Origin of the sequence: Cupriavidus sp. BIC8F (assembly GCF_032465815.1) — a bacterium.
Taxonomy (GTDB): Bacteria; Pseudomonadota; Gammaproteobacteria; order Burkholderiales; family Burkholderiaceae; genus Cupriavidus; species Cupriavidus necator.
Window position 1 is genome coordinate 1,012,113 of record NZ_CP136094.1, and the last position, 19,550, is coordinate 1,031,662.

Consider the following 19,550-nt stretch of genomic DNA (forward strand, 5'->3'; position numbering starts at 1 on the left):
TATGTTGGTCGATTCTCACAAAATCCAGCATCGGTGGCAATGTGCCGAACTGGCGCCGAGTTCTTTTTGAGAAGACCCTCGCCAATCCGTTGCCAAAACCCCACGGTCGTCGGGTTCCCTTCCGTGCGCGCTTGTGCGCCCGCCCGTACGCCTTTAGCTGCATGCAACGTCGCCGTGCATGCCAGCTTTCGCCACATTACATCTTGTAACAGCGCGATAGCGGTGCCCGCACCACTGTACGCCCGGACGGGCCCATGCCGGAAGATATAATCCCGGGCACCCCTGACTAGGTATTTCCCTTATGGCCACCGCACAACACAAGTCCCACCCTGCCCGCCGCTCGATCTGGGCGCGGCTCATGTTCGGGGCGGTCGGACTGGTTGTCGCCGGAGCCGTCGTGATCGCGCTGCTGCTTGGCTACGCGCTGCTGGTGGCTGCGCCCAACCTGCCATCGCTGGACACCATCACCGACTACCGGCCCAAGATCCCGCTTCGCATCTACACCGCGGACAATGTGCTGATCGGCGAATTCGGCGAAGAGCGGCGCAACTTCGTACCCATCGCCGAGATTCCGGACGTGATGAAAAAGGCGGTCCTGGCGATCGAGGACGACCGCTTCTACGAGCACGGCGGCGTCGACTTCGTCGGCGTGTTGCGCGCCGGGCTGGCCAACCTGCGCGGCGGGCTGTCGCAGGGCGCCTCCACCATCACCATGCAGGTGGCGCGCAACTTCTTCCTCTCCAGCGAGAAGACCTACACGCGCAAGATCTACGAAATGCTGCTGGCGTACAAGATTGAGGCCAACCTGAACAAGGACCAGATCCTCGAGCTGTACATGAACCAGATCTACCTGGGGCAGCGCGCCTACGGCTTCGACAGCGCCGCGCGCGTGTACTTCGGCAAGTCGGTGCGCGACGTGACCCCGGCCGAGGCCGCCATGCTGGCGGGCCTGCCCAAGGCACCGTCGGCGTACAACCCGGTGGTCAATCCGCGCCGCGCCAAGGTGCGCCAGGAGTACATCCTGCAGCGCATGCGCGACCTGCGCTACATCACGGCCGAGCAGTACGACGAGGCCGTGCGCTCGGAGCTGAAGGTGCGCACCGAGGGCAACGAGTTCTCCACCCACGCCGAGTACGTCGCCGAGATCGTGCGCCAGCTGATGTACGCGCAGTACCGCGAAGAAACCTATACGCGCGGCCTGACGGTCTACACCACGCTGACCAAGCCGGACCAGGACGCCGCCTATGAGTCGGTGCGCACCGGCATCATGAACTACGAGCGCAAGCACGGCTACCGCGGCCCCGAGGCCTTTATCGACCTGCCTTCCGACCCGGCCGAGCGCGAGCAGGCCATCGACGATGCGCTGGTCGAGCACCCCGGCAGCGGCGACCTGCGCTCGGCCGTGGTCACCAGCGTGTCGGCCAGGCAGGTGAAGGCGACGCTGCTGTCCGGCGAAGTGGCAACCATCGAAGGCCCGGCGCTGCGCTTTATCTCGCCGTCGCTGTCGTCCAACGCGCAACCCAAGATGAAGATGCGCGCCGGCGCGGTCATCCGCGTGACCCAGGACGAGAAAGGCAGCTGGTCGGTGACCCAGCTGCCGGAAGTGGCCGCGGCGTTCGTGTCGATCAACCCGCAGGACGGCGAGATCCGCTCGATGGTGGGCGGCTTCGACTTCAACCGCAACAAGTTCAACCACGTGACGCAGGCCTGGCGCCAGCCGGGTTCCAGCTTCAAGCCGTTCATCTACTCGGCCGCGCTGGAAAAGGGCTTCTCGCCGGCCACGGTGATCAACGACGCACCGCTGACGATCGGCCCCGACACCGGCGGCCAGGTGTGGGAACCGAAAAACTATGACGGCCGCTTCGAGGGTCCGATGACCATGCGCCGCGCGCTGGCCAAGTCCAAGAACCTGGTCTCGGTGCGGATCCTGCGCGCGATCGGCACGCAGTACGCGCAGGACTACATCACGCGCTTCGGCTTCGAGGCCGACAAGCATCCGGCCTACCTGCCGATGGCGCTGGGTTCGGGCGCCGTGACGCCGCTGCAGATGGCGGGCGCATACTCGGTGTTCGCCAACGGCGGCTACCGCGTCAACCCGTACCTGATCCAGAAGGTGGTGGACGCGCGCGGCAACGTGATCTCCGAAACCCAGCCGCAGCGCGCCGGCAGCGACGCGGTGCGGGTGCTTGACGCACGCACCGCCTTTATCGCCGACACCATGCTGCGCGACGTGGTGCGCATGGGCACCGCCAACAGCGCCAAGCAGCGCCTGGGCCGGAACGACCTGGCGGGCAAGACCGGCACCACCAACGACGCGGTCGATGCCTGGTTCGCCGGCTACACTCCCAACCTGGTGGCGATCGCCTGGATGGGCTACGACCAGCCCAAGAGCCTGGGCGTGCGCGAAACCGGTGGCGGCCTGGCCCTGCCGATCTGGGTGGGCTATATGAGCAAGGCGCTCAAGGGTGTGCCGGAGTCGCCCGAGCGCCCTGCGCCGGAAGGCGTGCTGATGGTGGGCGGCGACTGGACCTTCGAAGAGAACGCCGGCGGCGCCGGGGTGGCTTCGGTGGGCCTGGGCGATCCGTGGCCGGGCAAGCAGGAGGAATCGGCCACCGCGCCGGCCGACACCGAGGCCGAGAAGAAGAAGATCCTGGAGATGTTCGGCGGCGCCTGATCACGGCCGCCAGACAGCAGAAAGCCGGCCACAAGGCCGGCTTTTCTTTTGCCCGCGAGGCAGGCTTTGCGTCAGCCCAGCGTGAGGGCCGCGCCGGCCTGCTCGCTGACGTAGCCCGACAGCGCCGCATACAGCTCGCCGCCGTTGCGGGTGTCGATCCAGCGCTCGCCGTCGCGGCGGAAGTGGAAGCCGCCGGCGCGCGCGGCCACCCACAGCTCCTGCATCGGCGCCTGGCTGTTGATGATGATCTTGGTGCCGTTCTCGAACTCCAGCTCCATCACGTTGCCGGTGCGGCTGATCTCAATATCGGCGTCGGCCGCGTCGGCGGCCGCCTCGACCGTGGCTTCGATGCGGTCCAGCTCCTGCGTGGCCAGGGCCAGGAACTCGCTTTCGCTCAAGGGGGGCATGCTAAACTCCGAGACCGCCGTTGCCGCCGCTGCCCGGACCGGGAGTACGTGGCGCGAACGGCTTTTTTGTTAAGAATCCTTCGGATGCCCGGCCGTTGCGCGTCGGGCATCCAACGCCTTGCCAACAGCCTAAAGGACGACCCGATGCTGCGTCGTGTTGCGATTGTATCGGCGTTTGCCGCCGCCCTTGCGATGCCCCTACTGGGCGGATGCGGCATCCGCGGGCCGCTGACCATGCCCAAAGTGCCGCCCGAGCCGACCCCGCCGACCGTGACGGATCCGGGCCTGGGCCGCGCCGATGCCATGCCGGCCCCGCCCGCCACCCCTGCCCCCGCCACGCAACCGGCCTCGTCCCCTGCCGCCCCCACCACCCGATAACCATGACCGCATTTTTCCATCGCCAGGACGGCGCGCTTGCCGTCGAGCAGGTGCCGCTGGCGCGCATCGCCGCTGAATTCGGCACGCCGACCTACGTGTACTCGCGCGCGGCGCTGACCGCTGCCTACCAGGCCTACGCCGCCGCCTGCCAGGGCCGCAAGGCGCAGGTCCAGTACGCCATGAAGGCAAACTCCAACTTGGCGGTGCTGCAGGTGTTTGCCAAGCTCGGTGCCGGCTTCGACATCGTCTCGGGCGGCGAGCTCAAGCGCGTGCTGGCCGCCGGCGGCGACCCGCGCAAGGTGGTGTTCTCCGGCGTGGGCAAGAGCGCGGCGGAAATGGAACTGGCGCTGGCACACGACGTGCGCTGCTTCAATGTCGAGTCGATCCCCGAACTGGACCGCCTGAACGAAGTGGCCGGCCGCATGGGCAAGCGTGCGCGCGTGTCGCTGCGCATCAACCCGGACGTGGATGCGAAGACGCACCCGTATATCTCCACCGGCCTGAAGGGCAACAAGTTCGGCATCGCCTTCGAGGACGTGCTGCCGACCTACCGCGCCGCGGCCGCGCTGCCGCACCTGGAAGTGACCGGCATCGACTGCCATATCGGTTCGCAGATCACTGAGGTGGAGCCCTACCTTGAAGCGCTGGACAAGGTGCTGGACGTGGTCGAGGCGCTCGAGCGCGACGGCATCCGCCTGGAGCATATCGACGTTGGCGGCGGCCTGGGCATCACCTACACCGACGAAACCCCGCCGGACATCACCGGCTTTGCCACCACGCTGCTGGAACGCGTGGCCGCGCGCGGCCACGGCCACCGCGAGGTGCTGTTCGAGCCGGGCCGCTCGCTGGTGGGCAACGCCGGCGTGCTGCTGACGCAGGTGGAGTTCCTCAAGCCCGGCGCGGCCAAGAACTTCTGCATCGTCGATGCCGCCATGAATGACCTGGCACGCCCGGCGATGTACGAGGCCTACCACCGCATCGAGCCGGTGGTGCTGCGCGACGCGCAAGCGGTGACCTACGACATCGTCGGCCCGGTGTGCGAATCGGGCGACTGGCTGGGCCGCGACCGCGCGCTGGCTGCGCAGCCGGGCGACCTGCTGGCAGTGATGTCGGCCGGCGCCTACGGCTTCACCATGAGCTCCAACTACAACACCCGCCCGCGCGCCGCCGAAGTGATGGTCGATGGCGCCAGCGTGCACCTGGTGCGCGAGCGCGAACTGGTCGAGGACCTGTTCCGCGACGAACGCCTGCTGCAGGACTGAACCCCAAAGCCCGGCCCGCCTACGCGGCGGGCTGGCGCGCCCCAGCGGGCTTGCGCAGCCGCCACCACAGCCGCATCCCCAGCAGCACGAACACCACCGCCGCGTAGATCGACACTTCGCCAAAGTCGTTCTTGCCCGCCTTGTGCCACCAGTAGTGCAGGATGGCCAGCACCGCGATCGCATAGACCAGCTTGTGCAGCGCCTGCCAGCGCTTGCCGCCCAGCCAGCGCACCATGCCGTTGGTCGAGGTCAGCGCCAGCGGGATCATCAGCATGAAGGCAGTGAAACCCACCGTGATGAAGGGCCGCTTGTACACGTCCTTGATCATGTAGGCGAAGTCAAAGCCGCGGTCCACCCCGATCCACAGCAGGAAGTGCTGCAGGCCGTAGAAGAACGCAAACAGGCCCAGCATGCGCCGCAGCTTGATCAGCCAGTTCCAGCCTGTGAGGCGGCGCAGCGGGGTGATGGTCAGCGTCAGGCACAGCATCACCAGCGTCCAGGTGCCGGTGGAGCGGGTCACGAATTCAAGCGGATTGGCGCCGAACTGTTCCGTGGCACCCAGGTACAGCAGCCGTACGAACGGCAGCAGCGCCAGCAGCCAGAGCGCAAGCTTGAGCGCGCGCACGCGCTGCGGCGACAACGTGGCCAGGCCGGCCGGCTTGCGCGCCGCCACGGCGGCGGCGCTGGTGGAAGAGGTAGCCATGCGCTCGCCTTGCATCAGAAGAACTTCTTCAGGTCCATGCCCTGGTACAGCGACGCCACCTGCTGGCCGTAGCCATTGAACGGCAGGGTCTTGCGCTTGGGCGCGAACAACGCGCCAAAGCCGCTGCCGCGCTCCTCGCCGATGCGGCGCTCAGTGGCCTGGCTCCAGCGCGGATGGTCCACGTCCGGGTTCACGTTCGAATAGAAGCCGTATTCCTGCGGCGCGGCCAGGTTCCAGCAGGTGGGCGGCTGCTTGTCGACAAAGCGGATCTTCACGATCGACTTGGCGCTCTTGAAGCCGTACTTCCACGGCACCACCATGCGCACCGGGGCGCCGTTCTGGTTGGGCAGGGTCTCGCCATACAGGCCGAAGGTCAGCAACGCCAGCGGGTGCATGGCCTCGTCCATGCGCAGGCCCTCGCTGTACGGCCAGTCGAGCACGCCGCTGCTGACGCCGGGCATCTGCTTCTTGTCGGCCAGCGTGATGAACTGGATGTACCTGGCACCAGGCTGCGGCTCGACGCGCCGGATCAGCTCGGCCAGCGGGTAGCCGACCCACGGGATCACCATCGACCAACCCTCCACGCAGCGCAGGCGGTAGACGCGCTCTTCCATTGCCGCCAGCTTCATCAGCTCGTCTAGGTCATAGACCTTGGGCTTCTTCACCAGCCCTTCCACCGACACCTGCCACGGGCGCGGGCGCAGCGTGCCGGCGTTGCGCGCCGGGTCGGACTTGTCGGTGCCGAATTCGTAGAAGTTGTTGTAGGTGGTGACGTCCTCGAAGGGCGTGCGCTTGTCCGTGATGACATAGGCGTTGTTGGGCGTGGCGGCCAGCTTCTGGCCGTGCTGCCCCTGCGCCAGGGCCTGGCGCGCAAACCACGGCGCCAGCGTGCTGCCGGCGGCGCCGGCGGCGGCCAGCGCCAGCACGCGGCGGCGCGCTTCGAAGACGTGGCGGGGCGTAATCTCGCTGGCGGCGATATCGCCGCCGCGCAGCCATTTGGGGGAAGGGATCAGCATGGTTTTCCTCGTTGCCTGGCCGTGCCGGCGCCGGTCGCGCCCACACGCTCGCAGGATTGGACTCTGGCCTTGGTCGGAGAGTGCGGGCCAGTCCTGACAGTTTTTTGTGCCCGCGTCGGAATGCCGCGGGTCATGAGGCGTCAGGCGCACGCAATGTGCCGCCTGCACCTCGCACCCCGCTATCCGCCCTGATATTGCTGGTACACCACCTGCGCCAGCGTCAGCAGCCGCGCCCGTTCCAGCGGGCCCGCCAGCGCAAAGCCGAGGTCGCGGTCGATCCAGTAGAAGGCCATCATCGGGTCGCGGCCGGCGGCTGGCCGCCTGGTGCCTCCGCCTGGCATGCGCTCGACGCGGAAGCCCGTATCGGGGGTGCCCTGTGCCATGCGCCGCAGCTGCAGCGACAGGCGCGTGCCATCGTCCGCTTCATACATCAGGATGGCCGACGGGCCGCCTTCGGCCACGCCCAGCCGGCCGCCGATCAGGTGGAAGCCCTGCGCGCGCAGGTCCGGCACCTGCAGCGCCGTGCCCAGGCGCTTGGACAGCCATGCGATCAGGTGGGCCTCTTCCGTCGCCGCGACTTCAACCGGGTGGCGCATTTCCGGGGCGTAGACCGCGTGCGTGGCCAGCGCCTCGCGCGCAAAGCGCTCGCCGGGCGCCATCGCCACGGACACGCCGCCAAGGCGGCCATGGGCCAGCCAGCCGAGAACGCCGCCGACAGACAGCAGCGCCACCGACGCGCAGGTGGCCGCCAGTGCCATGGTCCAGCGCGGCCGCCGTGGTCGCGCGGTCTCGCGCCGGCCATCGCCATGCAGCCCGGGCGGCAAGGCCGCGAGCGGCACCGGTTCGTTCAGTATCGGATCCAGCCCCCCGTGCAGGGCGTCGGCCTGCCGGCGCCAGGCGGCAACCTGCGCCGCCGCGTCCGGGTGCTGCGCCAGGTACGCCTCCACGGCCGCGCGGCGCGCGCCGGAAAGCTGGCCATCGGCGTAGGCGTGGAGATCGGCTTCGTGGATGGCGGACATCATTTCACCCGCTGCAGGGGCTTGCCGGAAGCTGCCGGCACGGCAGCGGGCGCCTTGCCGTCGAGCAGCCGGCGCATCTGCTCGCGCGCCCGCGCCAGGCGCGACATCACCGTGCCCTGCGGCACGTCGAGCACGCGCGCGGCCTCGGCATACGTCAGTTGCTCCAGGCTGACCAGCAGCAGCACCGCGCGTTGCGCCTCCGGCAGTTGCGCCAGCGCCTGCACCAGGTCGCGGCGCAAGCCGGGGTCGTCAGCGGGGGCGCTGACCTCGGGCAGCGTGTCGGTGGTGACCACCAGTTCCTTCCTACGCACGGTATTCAGGCGCAGGCGGTGCATCAGGGTCAGCAGCCACGGCAGCAGGCCATCGGCGCCGTCGCCCCACCAGGCGCCGGGGCGCAGGCGGAAGCGCCAGCGGTAGCGCAGCGCGCGCTCGAGCGTGTCCTGCACCAGGTCGTCGGCCAGCGCCGCGTCGCCGGTGAGGCCGCGCGCATGGCGCCGCAGCCGCGGCGCCAGCGCGACGAGCTGGCCGTCAAACCCTTCCATGCCGTGGCTGCGGTGGTGGCTGCTGAAGCGTCAGGGCTTGGCCACGTGCCAGACGTTGTTGAGGTTGTCGCCGGCGCGGTCGCCCGGCTTGGCGTCCTTGGCAAAGCGGTACAGCGGCATGCCGCGGTACGCCCACTGCTTGCCGCCGTCATCGCGCGTGATGATGGTGTACTGGCCCGACGCACTGGTGCCAGGCGCTGCCATCAGCGGCGGCCAGTTGGTGGCGCACGGACCGTTGCAGGCGCTCTTGCCGCTACCGGCGGTGTCGCGGTCGAAGGTGTACAGCGTCAGTCCCTGCGGATCGGTCAGCACGCCACTGGCCACCTTCACCGTGGGCGGCATATTGCCGGCAGTGCCGCCCATACCGGCACAGCCGGCGAGCAGGACCGCCGCGCAGCCGAGCGCGAGCGCGGCGGGACGAACGAGGGATGCTGCAGCGTTACGACGCAGACTTGCCATGATCTTATTCTCCATGCAAACCGATGCCGCCAACCGGCACCGCTCCTCAAGTAAACACCGGATGTGATGCGTTTATTCCCTGGGCGGCCAAAAAAATTGAAAAAAAAGACGAAAAAAAACCTGCCCGGAGGCAGGTTTTTGCATTGCAGCATGACGCCGCGTCACAGTTCGCCGTAGCTGTGCAGTCCCGACAGGAACATGTTGACGCCCAGGAACGCGAAGGTCGTCACCAGCAGACCGACCAGCGCCCACCAGGCCGCCACCGTGCCGCGCAGGCCCTTCATCAGCCGCATGTGCAGCCACGCCGCGTAGTTCAGCCAGACGATCAGCGCCCAGGTTTCCTTCGGGTCCCAGCTCCAGTAGCCGCCCCAGGCCTCAGCCGCCCACAGCGCGCCCAGGATGGTGGCGATGGTGAAGAAGGCAAAGCCGACCGCGATGGCCTTGTACATCACATCATCAAGCAGCTCCAGCGATGGCAGGCGTTCGGCCAGGATGCCACGCTGCTTGAGCAGGTAGGCCACCGAGACCATCGCCGCCAGCGCAAAGGTGCCGTAGCCGATAAAGTTGGCCGGCACGTGGATCTTCATCCACCAGCTCTGCAGCGCCGGCACCAGCGGCTGGATCTCCTGCGCATTGCGGCTGACCGTGTACCACAACAGGAAGCCCACCGCGGCCGACACCACCAGCATCACGAACGGGCCCAGCGCGCGCGTGGCGTAGCGGCCTTCGTAGTACAGGTAGAACAGCGAAGTGATCAGCGTGAACAGCACGAACACTTCATACAGGTTGGAAATGGGGATATGGCCGATGTCCGTGCCGATCAGGTAGGACTCGTACCAGCGCACCAGCAGGCCGGTGAAGCCCAGCACCACCGCGCCCCAGCACAGCTTGCTGCCGAGGCTGTAGCCCGTGTTCGAGCGCGTCGCCAGTCCGAGCCAGTAGAACAGCGTGGACAGGAACACCAGTGCGCTCATCCACAGGATGGCCGACTGGCTCGACAGGAAATACTTCAGGAAGAAAGCCTGGTCGGCGCGCGCCAGCTGCCCCTGATAGAGCTGGATCGCGAACAGCGACAGCGCGGTGAGCGCCAGCATCAGCGGGCGCACCGCCTTCCAGTGCCAGCCAAGCAGCGCAAAGGTAGGCACGGCGCCGATCAGCACGGCCTTGTCGTAGCCGTCCATCCATTGCCCGTATTGCGACAGCGCCACGCCGGCGCCAACCGCCAGTGCCAGCGCAAAGAGCCAATCCACCCAGGTCAGGCGGCGCAGGAAGGAAGGTTCGAGATAGGCCTCGTCAGCGCCGGTGTCGGCGCGCGTGGTGCCGCGCATGGCGGGACCGGCCTGGTTCACATTTGAGGACATAGCGTACCTGCTCAATTCAGTGGGGAGTGCCGGCGGGCCCGGGCGCATCGCTGCGGCCCCCTGCGGCGCGGCCGATATCGTCGCGCAGCGCCGTGAATTCCTTTTCGAAATCCATCGTGCGGCGCTGAGTCGACATCGCCATCAGCACATGGCTGCCAGGCTCGGTGTCGCCCTCGGCGGGCTTGTCTTTCACCCAGATCCAGACCCGGCGCTCACGGATATAGAACATCGCGAACACGCCCAGCACCAGCAGCAGACAGCCAAGATACACGATGTTCTTGCCCGGCGCACGGGTCAACTGGAACACGCTGGCCTTGATCTCCTTGAAGTCGTCGAGCTGCAGGAACACCGGCGCGCCGTAGAAGAAACTGTCCGACAGCGCGTTGATGGCCTGCTGCAGGAAGGTGCCGCTCTGGGCGCTGTTGGCCACCACCGGCAGCTTGTCCTGGGCGCGCGCCAGCTGCCACAGCTCCCACATCGAGCCATTCAGGATCTTCAGGAGCACGTCGGCGGCCTTCTGCTGCTCGGCCGGGGGCACGGATTTCTCCAGGAAGGCTGCGATCGCGGTGAAGCCGCCCGGGGGCGAATCCGGCGAGGGCCGCGTGGCGCCGGCGAACAGGTCGAGCGCACGCAGCGAGCTTTCGGCCAACTGGCGGCGCAGGTCGGCCTTGTCATCGCCCGGCATCGACGCCAGCGCAAAGCGGCGCGCGGCCTCGCCGCGCAGCGCGCGGTCCTGCAGCGCGGCGCGCAGGCGCATCCAGTCGGCCACGCTGCCCTGGTCGTCGGCGGGGATGCGCAGATAGCGGAATTGTTCGCTGGGCGATTCGCGCATGCCGGCCAGGAACACCGACTGGCCGTCCATCTGCACCGGCACCATGTAGTTGTTGTACTCGCGCGCCTGGCCGGTGCGGTCGCGCAGCTTGTACTGCACCGACGGGCCGACGTTGCGCAGCGTCTTGGCGCGGTCAGTGCTGGCGGCGGCGCCCAGGTGCTTTTCCAGCGTCTCGTTGAACGACTTGCGCGCCACGCCGCGCGCGTCGGGCTTGCCCGAGGCATCGGTGACGTTCTCGATATTCATCAGCCGGAAGTCGCTGAACTCGACCGTCAGGCCTTCACTGTCGGCGCTGGTGCCGGTGCCCGCCAGCGGCTTGTTGCCGCCCACCGCTCCATCGACGGTGAAGGTGGCGTGGCCGCTGCCCTGCATCGGGTAGCCGACGAACTTCAGGCGCGAGCCGCCATCCTCGAAGCTGGACTGGTAGATGGCGATGCCGTCGACGATCAGCGGCTCGTTCACCTTGATGGTGGCCTCGGTCTGCTTGCCGGTGGCGCGGTCGGTCACGACCACATCCGAGGCAAACAGCTTGGGCATGCCGGTCTCGTAGAAATCGACCTTGAACTTCTTCAGCGTGATCGCGAACGGCAGGTCCTGCACCAGCGCGCCATCGGCGATGTTCAGGATGGCGGTGGAGACAGTGGAGCCTTCGGGCACGTAAGCGTTGCCGCGGAAGCCCGGGTTGCTCGCCGACAGCCGGTGCTGCGGCGGGATCTCGCTGATGACCGCGTTGCCGCTGATCGGGGTCTTGCCGCCCAGCCACATCTGCGCGCGGATCAGCAGGTCGCCGTCCAGCAGGCCGCCAATGCAGATCACCACGATGGCGGTGTGCGCCAGGATATAGCCGGCCTTGTTGGCCGCACCGGCCTTGGCCGCCAGCAGCGTGGCGCCGTCATGCTCGGCCGCCTTGAGGCGGTAGCCGCGGTTGCGCAGCAGCGCCGACAGGCGGCTCACCGCCTCGGTGCGCGGGCGCGCGCCGTCGAATTCGCCGCGGTGATGGAAGGCGCGCAGGCTGCGCTCGCGCACATGGTCCTTCCACGAACGCATGTCCGCCACCATCTTGGGCGCGTTGCGCACCAGGCAGAGGCTGGTCGACACCACCAGGAACGCCAGGATCAGCAGGAACCACCAGGACCCGTAGACCTTCTGCAGCGACAGCGTGTGGAACACATCGGCCCAGAACGGCCCGAACTGGTTGACGTAGTTGGGATACGGCTCGTTCTGCTTGAGCACGGTGCCGATCACGCTGGCGATGGAGATCACCGTCAGCAGCGCAATCGCGAAGCGCATCGAGGACAACAATTCGACCGCGTCGCGCAGCACGCGGTGAGAGGTCTTCAGGTGCAGCCCTGAAGTGGAAGCGGTCGACATGTGCAGGGAAACCTAAAACAACGTGCGGCTTGGAAATGAAAAAAGGGCGGACATGCTTTGGCAAGCAGGCCACCCTTTTCGATTGTGACAGGCGCGTTCGGTTGCATGCCGCGGCACACCCGCCGGAACGGGGGCCGTCAAACCAACGCGCCGGCGCCTGGCGGGCGCCAGCGGAGTCGCGGAATCGTTATCGAACGCCGGCGACGTAATCCGCCACCGCCTTGATCTCGGCATCCGACATCTTGGCGGCGATGGTCGTCATGACCGGGTTGTTCTTGCGGGTGCCCTGGCGGAATGCCACCAGTTGTGCCTCGGTATAGTCCGCCCACTGGCCGCCGATGCGCGGGTACTGGGCGGGGATGCCGGCGGCAGTAGGACCATGGCAGGCGGCGCAGGCGGGCACGCCCTTGGCAGCGATGCCGCCGCGGTAGATCTTCTGGCCGGCTTCGATGGTGTCCTTGTTCTTGGCGGTGGCCGGCTTGAGCGACTGCTTGGCCAGGTAGGCGCCGACGTTGCGCATTTCCTCGTCGGTCAGCACCGACGCCATCGGGACCATGATCGCGTTGTTGCGTGCCTTGGACTTGAAGTCGGCCAGCTGCTTGTGGACGTACTCGGGATGCTGGGCGGCCAGCTTCGGATTGGCGGCGGCGGCGCTGTTGCCGGCGGCGCCGTGGCAGCTCAGGCAGGCGGGCACATTGCGGTCGGGGGCACCTTGCGTGTACAGCGTTTCACCCTTGGCCGGGTCAGCCTTTGCGGCGGCCTGCTCTGCGGCAGATGCCAGTCCGGAAAGGGCGGCGGCAGGAACGGCCAAAGCCAGGACACCCAGAATCTTCGCAATGCGGTTCATTCGCACACCTTCTCTGAATTGTTTTGGATACCGTGATGCGTGCCGGCCCTGCGCTTTGCCGGCGGTGAGGACGCGCCGGTGCAAAGGCTGGTATCGTGGCGACCCGCGCGCGGCTGACCGATCCGCAAAGCGCTGGCCGTGGCGGCAGACCCCGCCAGCCCGCTCCCGCCGCCGCCGCACCCTCCGGTGCAACGCGCAATGCGGGGCAAGGGCCCTGCCCACGATGGAACGACACACTAGGCTTCCCGCCCGGACGACGGCAGCCGAGGCACGCGGCCATGGATGCCACGCGTCACCCGTTCAGGAGACCGTTAACCGGCGTATTGTACAATAAGTTATGTGCCGGATTGATGCCTTGCGCCTTGTCATGCCCCTTTCGGGCTGCGCCAGATCAACCCCGGCGGGCGGCCCAGGCCGCCAGCCATCCCACCCTGGCGAGACCCCGGCCCCGGCATGCGCAATGCGCACAGCCTCCGCGGCCCGCCCCACCGCTCTAGCGCATGTCCCTTCTTCACCAGGCCCGCTTCTTCATCACCGTGAACCACCTGCGCGACCTGCCCGCCACAGCCGTGCCGGAGGTGGCATTCGCCGGCCGCTCCAACGCCGGCAAGTCCACGGCCATCAATATCCTGTGCAACCAGAAGCGGCTGGCGTTCTCGTCGCGCACGCCCGGGCGCACGCAGCACATCAACTATTTCTCGGTGGCGCCGGTCAAGGCGCCCGACCCGCTCGCCTTCCTGGTCGACCTGCCCGGATACGGCTATGCCGAGGTCTCGGGCTCGGCCAAGTTCCACTGGCAGGGGCTGCTGAGCGACTATGTGCAGACGCGCCAGCAACTGTCCGGCCTGATCCTGATGATGGACGCGCGCCGTCCGTTCACGGATCTCGATTGCCAGATGGTGGAATGGTTCCTGCCGACGGCGCGCCCCATCCATGTGCTGCTGACCAAGGCCGACAAGCTCACCAACAGCGACAACGCCAAGGCGCTGCGCGAGACCCGCAAGATGCTGCAGGGCTACGCCGAGCAGATGGAGACACCGGTGCCCATGACGGCACAGCTCTTCTCCAGCCTCAAGCGCCGCGGCATCGAAGAGGCGCAGGGCGTGATCGCCGGCTGGCTGAACCTGCCGGAAGCGCAGAAGGCCGAGCCGAAGGCCGTCCCCGAAAAGACGGACCCGCCCACCGCCGATCCGGCTGAGTAAGCCTCATCCCGGCGCGCAAAAAAAAGCCCCGTCGCAAGCAACGGGGACAAACTTTCCCGCCGCTGGGGCGGGTACCCGCTCAGGGAGGAGTAGCGGGGGACACCGCGCCACGCAGGGCGCAACGCAAAGTGTCCGCGAGTATGATAGCGGGCACGCTCAAAAGTTTAGTTTTTCTTCGGCCAGCCGCCTTGGACCGCGCTTTGCCGCGCGCGCCGTGCTTGCCGGCCCGCTTTCCTGTCCAGCTCTACAGTCAAGAAGCCCGCCATGTCCACCTTCCCCGAATACCGCCCGCGCCGCATGCGCCGCGATGATTTCTCCCGCCGCATGATGCGCGAGCATCGCCTGTCTCCCGACAACCTGATCTACCCCGTCTTCATCCTCGACGGCCAGAACCAGCGCCAGGCGGTGGCGTCGATGCCGGGCGTCGAGCGCGTGTCGGTCGACCTGCTGATGCCGGTGGCCGAAGACTGCGTCAAGCTGGGCATCCCCGTGATCGCGCTGTTCCCGGTGATTGACCCGTCGCTGAAGACGCCGGACGGCATCGAGGCCACCAACCCCGAGGGCCTGGTGCCGCGTGCCGTGCGCGCGCTCAAGGACTGCTTCCCCGAGCTCGGCGTGCTCTGCGACGTGGCGCTCGACCCTTACACCAGCCACGGCCAGGACGGTGTGCTGGACGACAACGGCTACGTCATCAACGATGTGACCGTCGAGATCCTGGTGCGCCAGGCACTGGCACAGGCCGAAGCGGGTGTCGACATCGTGGCCCCGTCCGACATGATGGATGGCCGCATCGGCGCGGTGCGCACGGCGCTGGAAGACAACGGCCATATCCATACACGCATCATGGCGTACTCGGCCAAGTATGCGTCGGCGTTCTACGGCCCCTTCCGCGACGCGGTGGGCTCGGCCGCCAACCTGGGCAAGGGCAACAAGATGACCTACCAGATGGATCCGGCCAATACCGACGAAGCCCTGCGCGAAGTGGCGCAGGACATCCTGGAAGGCGCCGACATGGTGATGGTTAAGCCCGGCATGCCGTACCTGGACATCGTGCGCCGCGTGAAGGACGAGTTCCGCTTTCCCACCTACGTCTACCAGGTCAGCGGCGAATACGCGATGCTCAAGGCCGCCGCGCAGAACGGCTGGCTGGACCACGACAAGGTGATGATGGAATCGCTGCTGGCCTTCCGCCGCGCCGGCGCCGACGGCATCCTGACCTATTTCGCGCGCGATGCCGCGCGGCTGCTGACGGCCTGAGCGGCCAACGGACAGAGCGCCTATGGAACTGCTAGGCTTCTCGGCCAGCCAGGTACACCCGCTCGCCTCACTCACCGAGGCGGGCAACTTCCTCAACGGCAATGCCGCCGCGCTCTTCGTCTGGGCGGACTTTTCCACCGAGGAAGTCACCGCCGCGCCGGATGCCTGGCGCGAGAGCGTGCGCCAGCTTGCCGGCGCGCCGATCCTGGACCTGCACTTGACCGACGCCACCAATGCCGCGCATCCGTCGTATTTCGATACGACCAATGCGTACGACATGGTGATCTTCCGCAAGCTGACCTTCGAGACCAGCCGCGCCGTCGCCGAGGCCGAGCCGCAGGATCCCGCGGCCGGCACGGCGAAGCCACCCGCTGCCGAGACCTCGGCCCGCCAGAAGCGCTATCCGCCCGGCTTCCTCCCGGCACTGGCCAGGATCGACACACAGCCGGTCACGTTCTTCATGTTCGACACGGTGCTGGTCACGGTGCGCTCGGGGCAATCGCGCACCATCGACCAGGTGCGCCAGCGCCTGCTGGAGCTGTGCCAGGCACCGCGCCCGCAGGCCACGCCCGTGCGCGGCAACGGGCAGGCGTTGCTGCATGGCGTGCGCCCGCCCAGCCGGCCCGAGGACCTGATGCTGCGCCTGCTCAATGCGATGGTCGACCGCTACCTGGAACTGCGCGCGCCGCTGACGCGCCAGCTCGACCGCTGGCAGCGCGCGCTGCTCAACTCGCGCCGCAGCTTCTCAAGCTGGGAGGGACTGCTGGATGCCCGCATCCAGCTGCGCAAGCTGGAACACCTGAGCGAAGAGCAACGCGACGCGCTGCAGGAATTCCGCGACAGCCTGCTCGACAACCGCTACAGCAGCGACCAGCCCGGCGGCGCGGCCAATGCGCCGGGGCGCGACGAGGTGCTGCTGGTGCGCATCAACGACGTGATGGAGCATATTCAGCGCGTGCTGGCGCATGCCAGGCGGCTGGAGGATTCGATCGAGTCGGCGGTGCAGATCCACTTCTCGGCGGTGGCGCATCGGACCAACCGCACCATGCGCACGCTGACGCTGATCACGGCGCTGTTCATGCCGCTGACGCTGATCACCGGCGTCTTCGGCATGAACTTCGACCGCATGCCCTGGCTGCGCGAGCCGGACGGGTTCTGGTGGTCGATCGGCCTGATGGGCGCCGTGGCGCTGGGGCTGGCCGCGCTGTGGGCGCTGGGGCGGCGGCTGGAACGGTAACCGCAGCGCAGCGCCAGGTACGCCTCAGGTACTGGTACGCGTGCCGAAGGCCCGCTCCAGGCTTTCCAGGAAGCGGTTGGCCGACTGGTAGCCGATCACGCGCACCGGGCGCTCGCGCCCGTCGGCCCCGAACAGGATGATGCCGGGCGGCCCGAACAGGCCGAAGCGCTTGAGCAGCGCCTTGTCGTCGGCATTGTTGGCGGTCACGTCCGCCTGCAGCAGCACGATCTCCGACAGCCGCGCGCGCACGCGCGGATCGACGAAAGTCATGTGCTCCATTTCCTTGCAGCTGACGCACCAGTCGGCGTAGAAATCCAGCAGCACCGGCTTGCCTGCGGCCGCGGCCTGCGCCACGCGGGCATCGAGCTCGGCCACGCTGCGCACGCGCTCGAAGCGCACCGTCTGCGCGCCAGAAGAGGCTTCTGCGCCACCGCGTGCCACGCTCAGGTGCGACAACGGCTGCAGCGGATCGCGCCCGCCCGAGGCCACGCCGATCAGCACGATCGCCGCTGCGATCGCAAACAGAACGCCCACGCCCTTGCCCACCCGCGCCAGGTTGCGCGGATCCGGACCCAGGCCGTCAAAGGCGCCCAGGAACACCGCCGCCACCAGCAGCAGCGCCGCCAGCGCCAGCATCGAGGCCCAGGCCGGCAGCACCGGCCCCAGCATCCACAGCGCCACGCCCAGCAGCAGAAAGCCGAAGAAGCGCTTGGTGACCTCCATCCAGCGCCCGGCGCGCGGCAGCAGGTTGCCCGCGCCCACGCCCACCAGCACCAGCGGCACACCCATGCCGAGCGCCATGGCAAACAGCGCCGCGCCGCCGATCACGGCATCGCGGGATTGCGCGATATAGGCCAGCGCCCCGGCCAGAGGCGCGGTGACGCAGGGCCCGACGATCAGCGCCGAGATCGCGCCCATCGCCGCCGCACCTGCCAACTGGCCGCCCTGGCGGCGGTTCGACGATTCGGTCAGGCGGGTCTGCCAGCGCTGCGGCAGTTGCAGTTCGTACAGCCCGAACATCGACAGCGCCAGCGCCACCATCAGCGCCGCGAACAGGCCCAGCACCCACGGTGTCTGCAGCGCGGCCGACAGGCCCTCGCCCAGCAGCCCGGCAGCCACGCCGACCGCGGTGTACACCACCGCCATGCCCAGCACGTAGGCCAGCGACACCACCAGCGCACGGCCGCGCGTGACGTGCTCGCCCACCACGATCGAGGACAGGATAGGCACCATCGGCAGCACGCAGGGGGTGAACGTCAGCAGCAGGCCCAGGCCGAAGAACAGCGCGGCGATCAGGGCCAGGTTGCGGCTCGCCAGCGCCCCGGCGATGCGGTCGCTGTCGTCGGCACGCAGCACCGCCGCCGCGCCAGGCGTGGCCGGCTCCGGTGCCAGCGTCGCCGCGGGCGCGTCCGAGCGCCCGCGCTTGCCGAACAGGTCGGCCAGCCCGCTGCCGCCGACCTTGTACACGCTCTCCATCGGCGGATAGCACAGGCCCTTGTCGGCGCAGCCCTGCGAAGTGACCGTCAGCGACCACTTGCCGTCGGCGGGCGCCGCGTCCACCGGCACGCGGATGACCACGCTGTCGCGGTAGGTCTCCATCTCCTTGCCGAAAGTCTCGTCGAACTTGACCTTGCCGTGCGGATACGCCGGCGTCCCCAGCTTCACGTCGGCGGGCTGCGCGGCGAAGGCGAAGCGCTCGCGGTACATGTAGTAGCCGGGCGCAACCTCGAAGCGTACCTCGACAGTCTTGTCGTCAAGCTGGCGCGCGGCAAAGCGGAAGGCCTGCTCCGGCGGCAGGAAGTCGTCTTCCGTGGCGGCATGCGCGCCGCCCGCCAGGCACACCCAGGCCAATGCCGCCAGCAGCGCTGCGGCAATATGCCGCGCCCAGGCCTGCCCGCGCGCGCGCTCCGGAAGTGCCAAACCGATGTTCATGTCGCTGTTTCCTGTCTGTCTTGAACTGGAGTTACCTGCGTACCTGCTGCTGCGCTGCGGGCGCCGTTGCCCCTACTTTGCCGGCGCTGCGGCGGACTCGGTCTCGCTGCGGACCCAGGCCAGGTACGGCGCGTAGCCAGCCGTCACCGGCCAGGCGATGAGCTCCGGGACGTCGTAGGGGTGATGTTGCCGGATCACGGCCTCCAGCGCAGGGTAGCGTGCACGCGTGGTCTTGATCAGCAGCGGCCACTCCTGCGCGCGCTCCAGCTTGCCCTGCCACCAGTACTCGGACTCGACCGGCGCCAGGCGGTTCACGCAGGCGGCGGCCCGCGCCTGCAGCACTACCTGCGACAGGTGCGCCGCGGTCTCGGCATCGGGGGTATTGGTGATCACGACGATCACCTCGGCCGGATCGCCCGGGGCGCCGGCATCCGGCTGGCTGGCATGGCTTTGCATCGACATCTCCTCGCGGCAGGCACGGCGGCGGCCCAAAACAAAAGAGCCAGGCAGAAGCCTGGCTCGATTGTAAGCGGTGTGCCCGGACCCGTCGCCGCAGCGGCGGGCGGGAAACTACCTTATTCCGCGGCTTCTTCGGCCGGGGCTTCGGTGATTTCCGGACGATCCACCAGTTCGACCAGCGCCATCGGCGCATTGTCGCCCTGACGGAAACCGAACTTCAGGATGCGGGTGTAGCCGCCCGGACGGGTGGCGTAGCGCGGGCCCAGTTCGGTGAACAGCTTGGTGACCATGTCGCGGTCGCGCAGGCGGGCGAAAGCCAGGCGGCGGTTGGCAACGGTGTCCTTCTTGGCCAGCGTGATCAGCGGCTCGACAACCTTGCGCAGTTCCTTGGCCTTGGGCACGGTGGTCTTGATCAGCTCGTGCTGGAACAGCGAGTTGGACATGTTGCGCAGCATCGCGAGACGGTGCGACGAGGTGCGGTTCAGTTTCCGCAGACCATGACGGTGACGCATGATGATTCCTTTCAGTTAAGTGTTTGACCAGCTCTTCTATCGTCCGATGCGACTGGACGCGGGCCGGTAGTCATACGAGC

At 67.8% G+C, this 19,550-nt stretch carries 18 protein-coding genes; 6 read left to right on the plus strand and 12 right to left on the minus strand.

Annotation, left to right across the window (positions count from 1 at the left end; all coding sequences use genetic code 11):
• Window positions 1–301: 301 nt before the first annotated feature.
• Entirely contained in the window at window positions 302–2,674 is a 2,373-nt protein-coding gene (locus tag RS901_RS04690) for a penicillin-binding protein 1A (protein ID WP_316151726.1), read from the plus strand.
• A gap of 71 nt (window positions 2,675–2,745) precedes the next feature.
• Here RS901_RS04690 and cyaY read toward each other — a convergent pair whose 3' ends face one another.
• Window positions 2,746–3,081, minus strand: a complete 336-nt coding sequence (gene cyaY / locus RS901_RS04695) for an iron donor protein CyaY (RefSeq protein WP_010812358.1) — start codon at window positions 3,079–3,081, stop codon at window positions 2,746–2,748.
• 144 nt (window positions 3,082–3,225) lie between these two features.
• Here cyaY and RS901_RS04700 point away from each other — a divergent pair, with 144 nt between their 5' ends.
• Window positions 3,226–3,459: a hypothetical protein gene (locus RS901_RS04700; protein WP_316151727.1), complete on the plus strand. Its 234-nt coding sequence runs from the start codon at window positions 3,226–3,228 to the stop codon at window positions 3,457–3,459.
• A gap of 2 nt (window positions 3,460–3,461) precedes the next feature.
• Window positions 3,462–4,721 (plus strand): diaminopimelate decarboxylase, encoded by a 1,260-nt coding sequence (gene lysA, locus RS901_RS04705; RefSeq protein WP_316151728.1) that lies wholly within the window; start codon window positions 3,462–3,464, stop codon window positions 4,719–4,721.
• 19 nt (window positions 4,722–4,740) lie between these two features.
• On the opposite strand, the gene msrQ is transcribed toward lysA, so the two are convergent.
• From msrQ to RS901_RS04745, 8 genes are all read right to left on the minus strand, one after another.
• Window positions 4,741–5,439 (minus strand): protein-methionine-sulfoxide reductase heme-binding subunit MsrQ, encoded by a 699-nt coding sequence (gene msrQ, locus RS901_RS04710; RefSeq protein ID WP_316151729.1) that lies wholly within the window; start codon window positions 5,437–5,439, stop codon window positions 4,741–4,743.
• Window positions 5,439–6,440 (minus strand): protein-methionine-sulfoxide reductase catalytic subunit MsrP, encoded by a 1,002-nt coding sequence (msrP, locus tag RS901_RS04715; protein ID WP_316151730.1) that lies wholly within the window; start codon window positions 6,438–6,440, stop codon window positions 5,439–5,441. Before msrP ends, msrQ begins: the two co-directional genes overlap by 1 nt.
• 179 nt (window positions 6,441–6,619) lie before the next feature.
• Window positions 6,620–7,462: an anti-sigma factor gene (locus tag RS901_RS04720; RefSeq protein WP_316151731.1), complete on the minus strand. Its 843-nt coding sequence runs from the start codon at window positions 7,460–7,462 to the stop codon at window positions 6,620–6,622.
• A complete protein-coding gene (locus RS901_RS04725; protein WP_316151732.1) occupies window positions 7,459–8,001 on the minus strand; it encodes an RNA polymerase sigma factor in 543 nt (180 codons plus the stop codon). Before RS901_RS04725 ends, RS901_RS04720 begins: the two co-directional genes overlap by 4 nt.
• Window positions 8,002–8,031: 30 nt before the next feature.
• A complete protein-coding gene (locus RS901_RS04730; RefSeq protein ID WP_316151733.1) occupies window positions 8,032–8,460 on the minus strand; it encodes a hypothetical protein in 429 nt (142 codons plus the stop codon).
• Between the two features lie 161 nt (window positions 8,461–8,621).
• Complete coding sequence (gene ccsB / locus RS901_RS04735; protein WP_316153384.1) at window positions 8,622–9,788, minus strand: c-type cytochrome biogenesis protein CcsB; 1,167 nt, start codon at window positions 9,786–9,788, stop codon at window positions 8,622–8,624.
• A 49-nt stretch (window positions 9,789–9,837) separates the two neighbouring features.
• The gene (locus tag RS901_RS04740) at window positions 9,838–12,024 is read right to left on the minus strand and encodes a cytochrome c biogenesis protein ResB (RefSeq protein WP_316151734.1); all 2,187 of its coding nucleotides are present in this window, start codon (window positions 12,022–12,024) and stop codon (window positions 9,838–9,840) included.
• A 187-nt stretch (window positions 12,025–12,211) separates the two neighbouring features.
• The gene (locus tag RS901_RS04745) at window positions 12,212–12,871 is read right to left on the minus strand and encodes a c-type cytochrome (RefSeq protein ID WP_316151735.1); all 660 of its coding nucleotides are present in this window, start codon (window positions 12,869–12,871) and stop codon (window positions 12,212–12,214) included.
• Between the two features lie 500 nt (window positions 12,872–13,371).
• Between RS901_RS04745 and yihA the strand changes: the two genes are divergently transcribed.
• From yihA to RS901_RS04760, 3 genes are all read left to right on the plus strand, one after another.
• Window positions 13,372–14,073, plus strand: coding sequence for a ribosome biogenesis GTP-binding protein YihA/YsxC (gene yihA / locus RS901_RS04750; RefSeq protein ID WP_316151736.1), 702 nt, complete (start codon window positions 13,372–13,374; stop codon window positions 14,071–14,073).
• A 264-nt stretch (window positions 14,074–14,337) separates the two neighbouring features.
• The gene (hemB, locus tag RS901_RS04755) at window positions 14,338–15,330 is read left to right on the plus strand and encodes a porphobilinogen synthase (RefSeq protein WP_316151737.1); all 993 of its coding nucleotides are present in this window, start codon (window positions 14,338–14,340) and stop codon (window positions 15,328–15,330) included.
• 22 nt (window positions 15,331–15,352) lie between these two features.
• Window positions 15,353–16,567 (plus strand): magnesium transporter CorA family protein, encoded by a 1,215-nt coding sequence (locus RS901_RS04760; RefSeq protein WP_316151738.1) that lies wholly within the window; start codon window positions 15,353–15,355, stop codon window positions 16,565–16,567.
• Between the two features lie 24 nt (window positions 16,568–16,591).
• Here RS901_RS04760 and dsbD read toward each other — a convergent pair whose 3' ends face one another.
• The 3 genes from dsbD to rplQ all read right to left on the minus strand — a co-directional run bounded on the left by dsbD (window position 16,592) and on the right by rplQ (window position 19,470).
• On the minus strand, window positions 16,592–18,499 hold the full coding sequence (gene dsbD, locus RS901_RS04765) for a protein-disulfide reductase DsbD (protein WP_316151739.1): 1,908 nt from the start codon (window positions 18,497–18,499) through the stop codon (window positions 16,592–16,594).
• 72 nt (window positions 18,500–18,571) lie between these two features.
• Complete coding sequence (gene cutA, locus RS901_RS04770) at window positions 18,572–18,955, minus strand: divalent-cation tolerance protein CutA (protein ID WP_316151740.1); 384 nt, start codon at window positions 18,953–18,955, stop codon at window positions 18,572–18,574.
• Between the two features lie 119 nt (window positions 18,956–19,074).
• Window positions 19,075–19,470 (minus strand): 50S ribosomal protein L17, encoded by a 396-nt coding sequence (gene rplQ, locus RS901_RS04775; protein ID WP_010812373.1) that lies wholly within the window; start codon window positions 19,468–19,470, stop codon window positions 19,075–19,077.
• Window positions 19,471–19,550 lie beyond the last annotated feature (80 nt).

What these genes read in the sequence shown, in the direction of transcription:
- RS901_RS04690 (WP_316151726.1), top strand. Translation starts at nt 302, where the DNA reads ATGGCCACCGCACAACACAAGTCCCACCCTGCCCGCCGCTCGATCTGG.
- cyaY (WP_010812358.1), bottom strand. Translation starts at nt 3,081, where the DNA reads ATGCCCCCCTTGAGCGAAAGCGAGTTCCTGGCCCTGGCCACGCAGGAG.
- RS901_RS04700 (WP_316151727.1), top strand. Translation starts at nt 3,226, where the DNA reads ATGCTGCGTCGTGTTGCGATTGTATCGGCGTTTGCCGCCGCCCTTGCG.
- lysA (WP_316151728.1), top strand. Translation starts at nt 3,462, where the DNA reads ATGACCGCATTTTTCCATCGCCAGGACGGCGCGCTTGCCGTCGAGCAG.
- msrQ (WP_316151729.1), bottom strand. Translation starts at nt 5,439, where the DNA reads ATGCAAGGCGAGCGCATGGCTACCTCTTCCACCAGCGCCGCCGCCGTG.
- msrP (WP_316151730.1), bottom strand. Translation starts at nt 6,440, where the DNA reads ATGCTGATCCCTTCCCCCAAATGGCTGCGCGGCGGCGATATCGCCGCC.
- RS901_RS04720 (WP_316151731.1), bottom strand. Translation starts at nt 7,462, where the DNA reads ATGATGTCCGCCATCCACGAAGCCGATCTCCACGCCTACGCCGATGGC.
- RS901_RS04725 (WP_316151732.1), bottom strand. Translation starts at nt 8,001, where the DNA reads ATGGAAGGGTTTGACGGCCAGCTCGTCGCGCTGGCGCCGCGGCTGCGG.
- RS901_RS04730 (WP_316151733.1), bottom strand. Translation starts at nt 8,460, where the DNA reads ATGGCAAGTCTGCGTCGTAACGCTGCAGCATCCCTCGTTCGTCCCGCC.
- ccsB (WP_316153384.1), bottom strand. Translation starts at nt 9,788, where the DNA reads ATGCGCGGCACCACGCGCGCCGACACCGGCGCTGACGAGGCCTATCTC.
- RS901_RS04740 (WP_316151734.1), bottom strand. Translation starts at nt 12,024, where the DNA reads ATGTCGACCGCTTCCACTTCAGGGCTGCACCTGAAGACCTCTCACCGC.
- RS901_RS04745 (WP_316151735.1), bottom strand. Translation starts at nt 12,871, where the DNA reads ATGAACCGCATTGCGAAGATTCTGGGTGTCCTGGCTTTGGCCGTTCCT.
- yihA (WP_316151736.1), top strand. Translation starts at nt 13,372, where the DNA reads ATGTCCCTTCTTCACCAGGCCCGCTTCTTCATCACCGTGAACCACCTG.
- hemB (WP_316151737.1), top strand. Translation starts at nt 14,338, where the DNA reads ATGTCCACCTTCCCCGAATACCGCCCGCGCCGCATGCGCCGCGATGAT.
- RS901_RS04760 (WP_316151738.1), top strand. Translation starts at nt 15,353, where the DNA reads ATGGAACTGCTAGGCTTCTCGGCCAGCCAGGTACACCCGCTCGCCTCA.
- dsbD (WP_316151739.1), bottom strand. Translation starts at nt 18,499, where the DNA reads ATGAACATCGGTTTGGCACTTCCGGAGCGCGCGCGCGGGCAGGCCTGG.
- cutA (WP_316151740.1), bottom strand. Translation starts at nt 18,955, where the DNA reads ATGCAAAGCCATGCCAGCCAGCCGGATGCCGGCGCCCCGGGCGATCCG.
- rplQ (WP_010812373.1), bottom strand. Translation starts at nt 19,470, where the DNA reads ATGCGTCACCGTCATGGTCTGCGGAAACTGAACCGCACCTCGTCGCAC.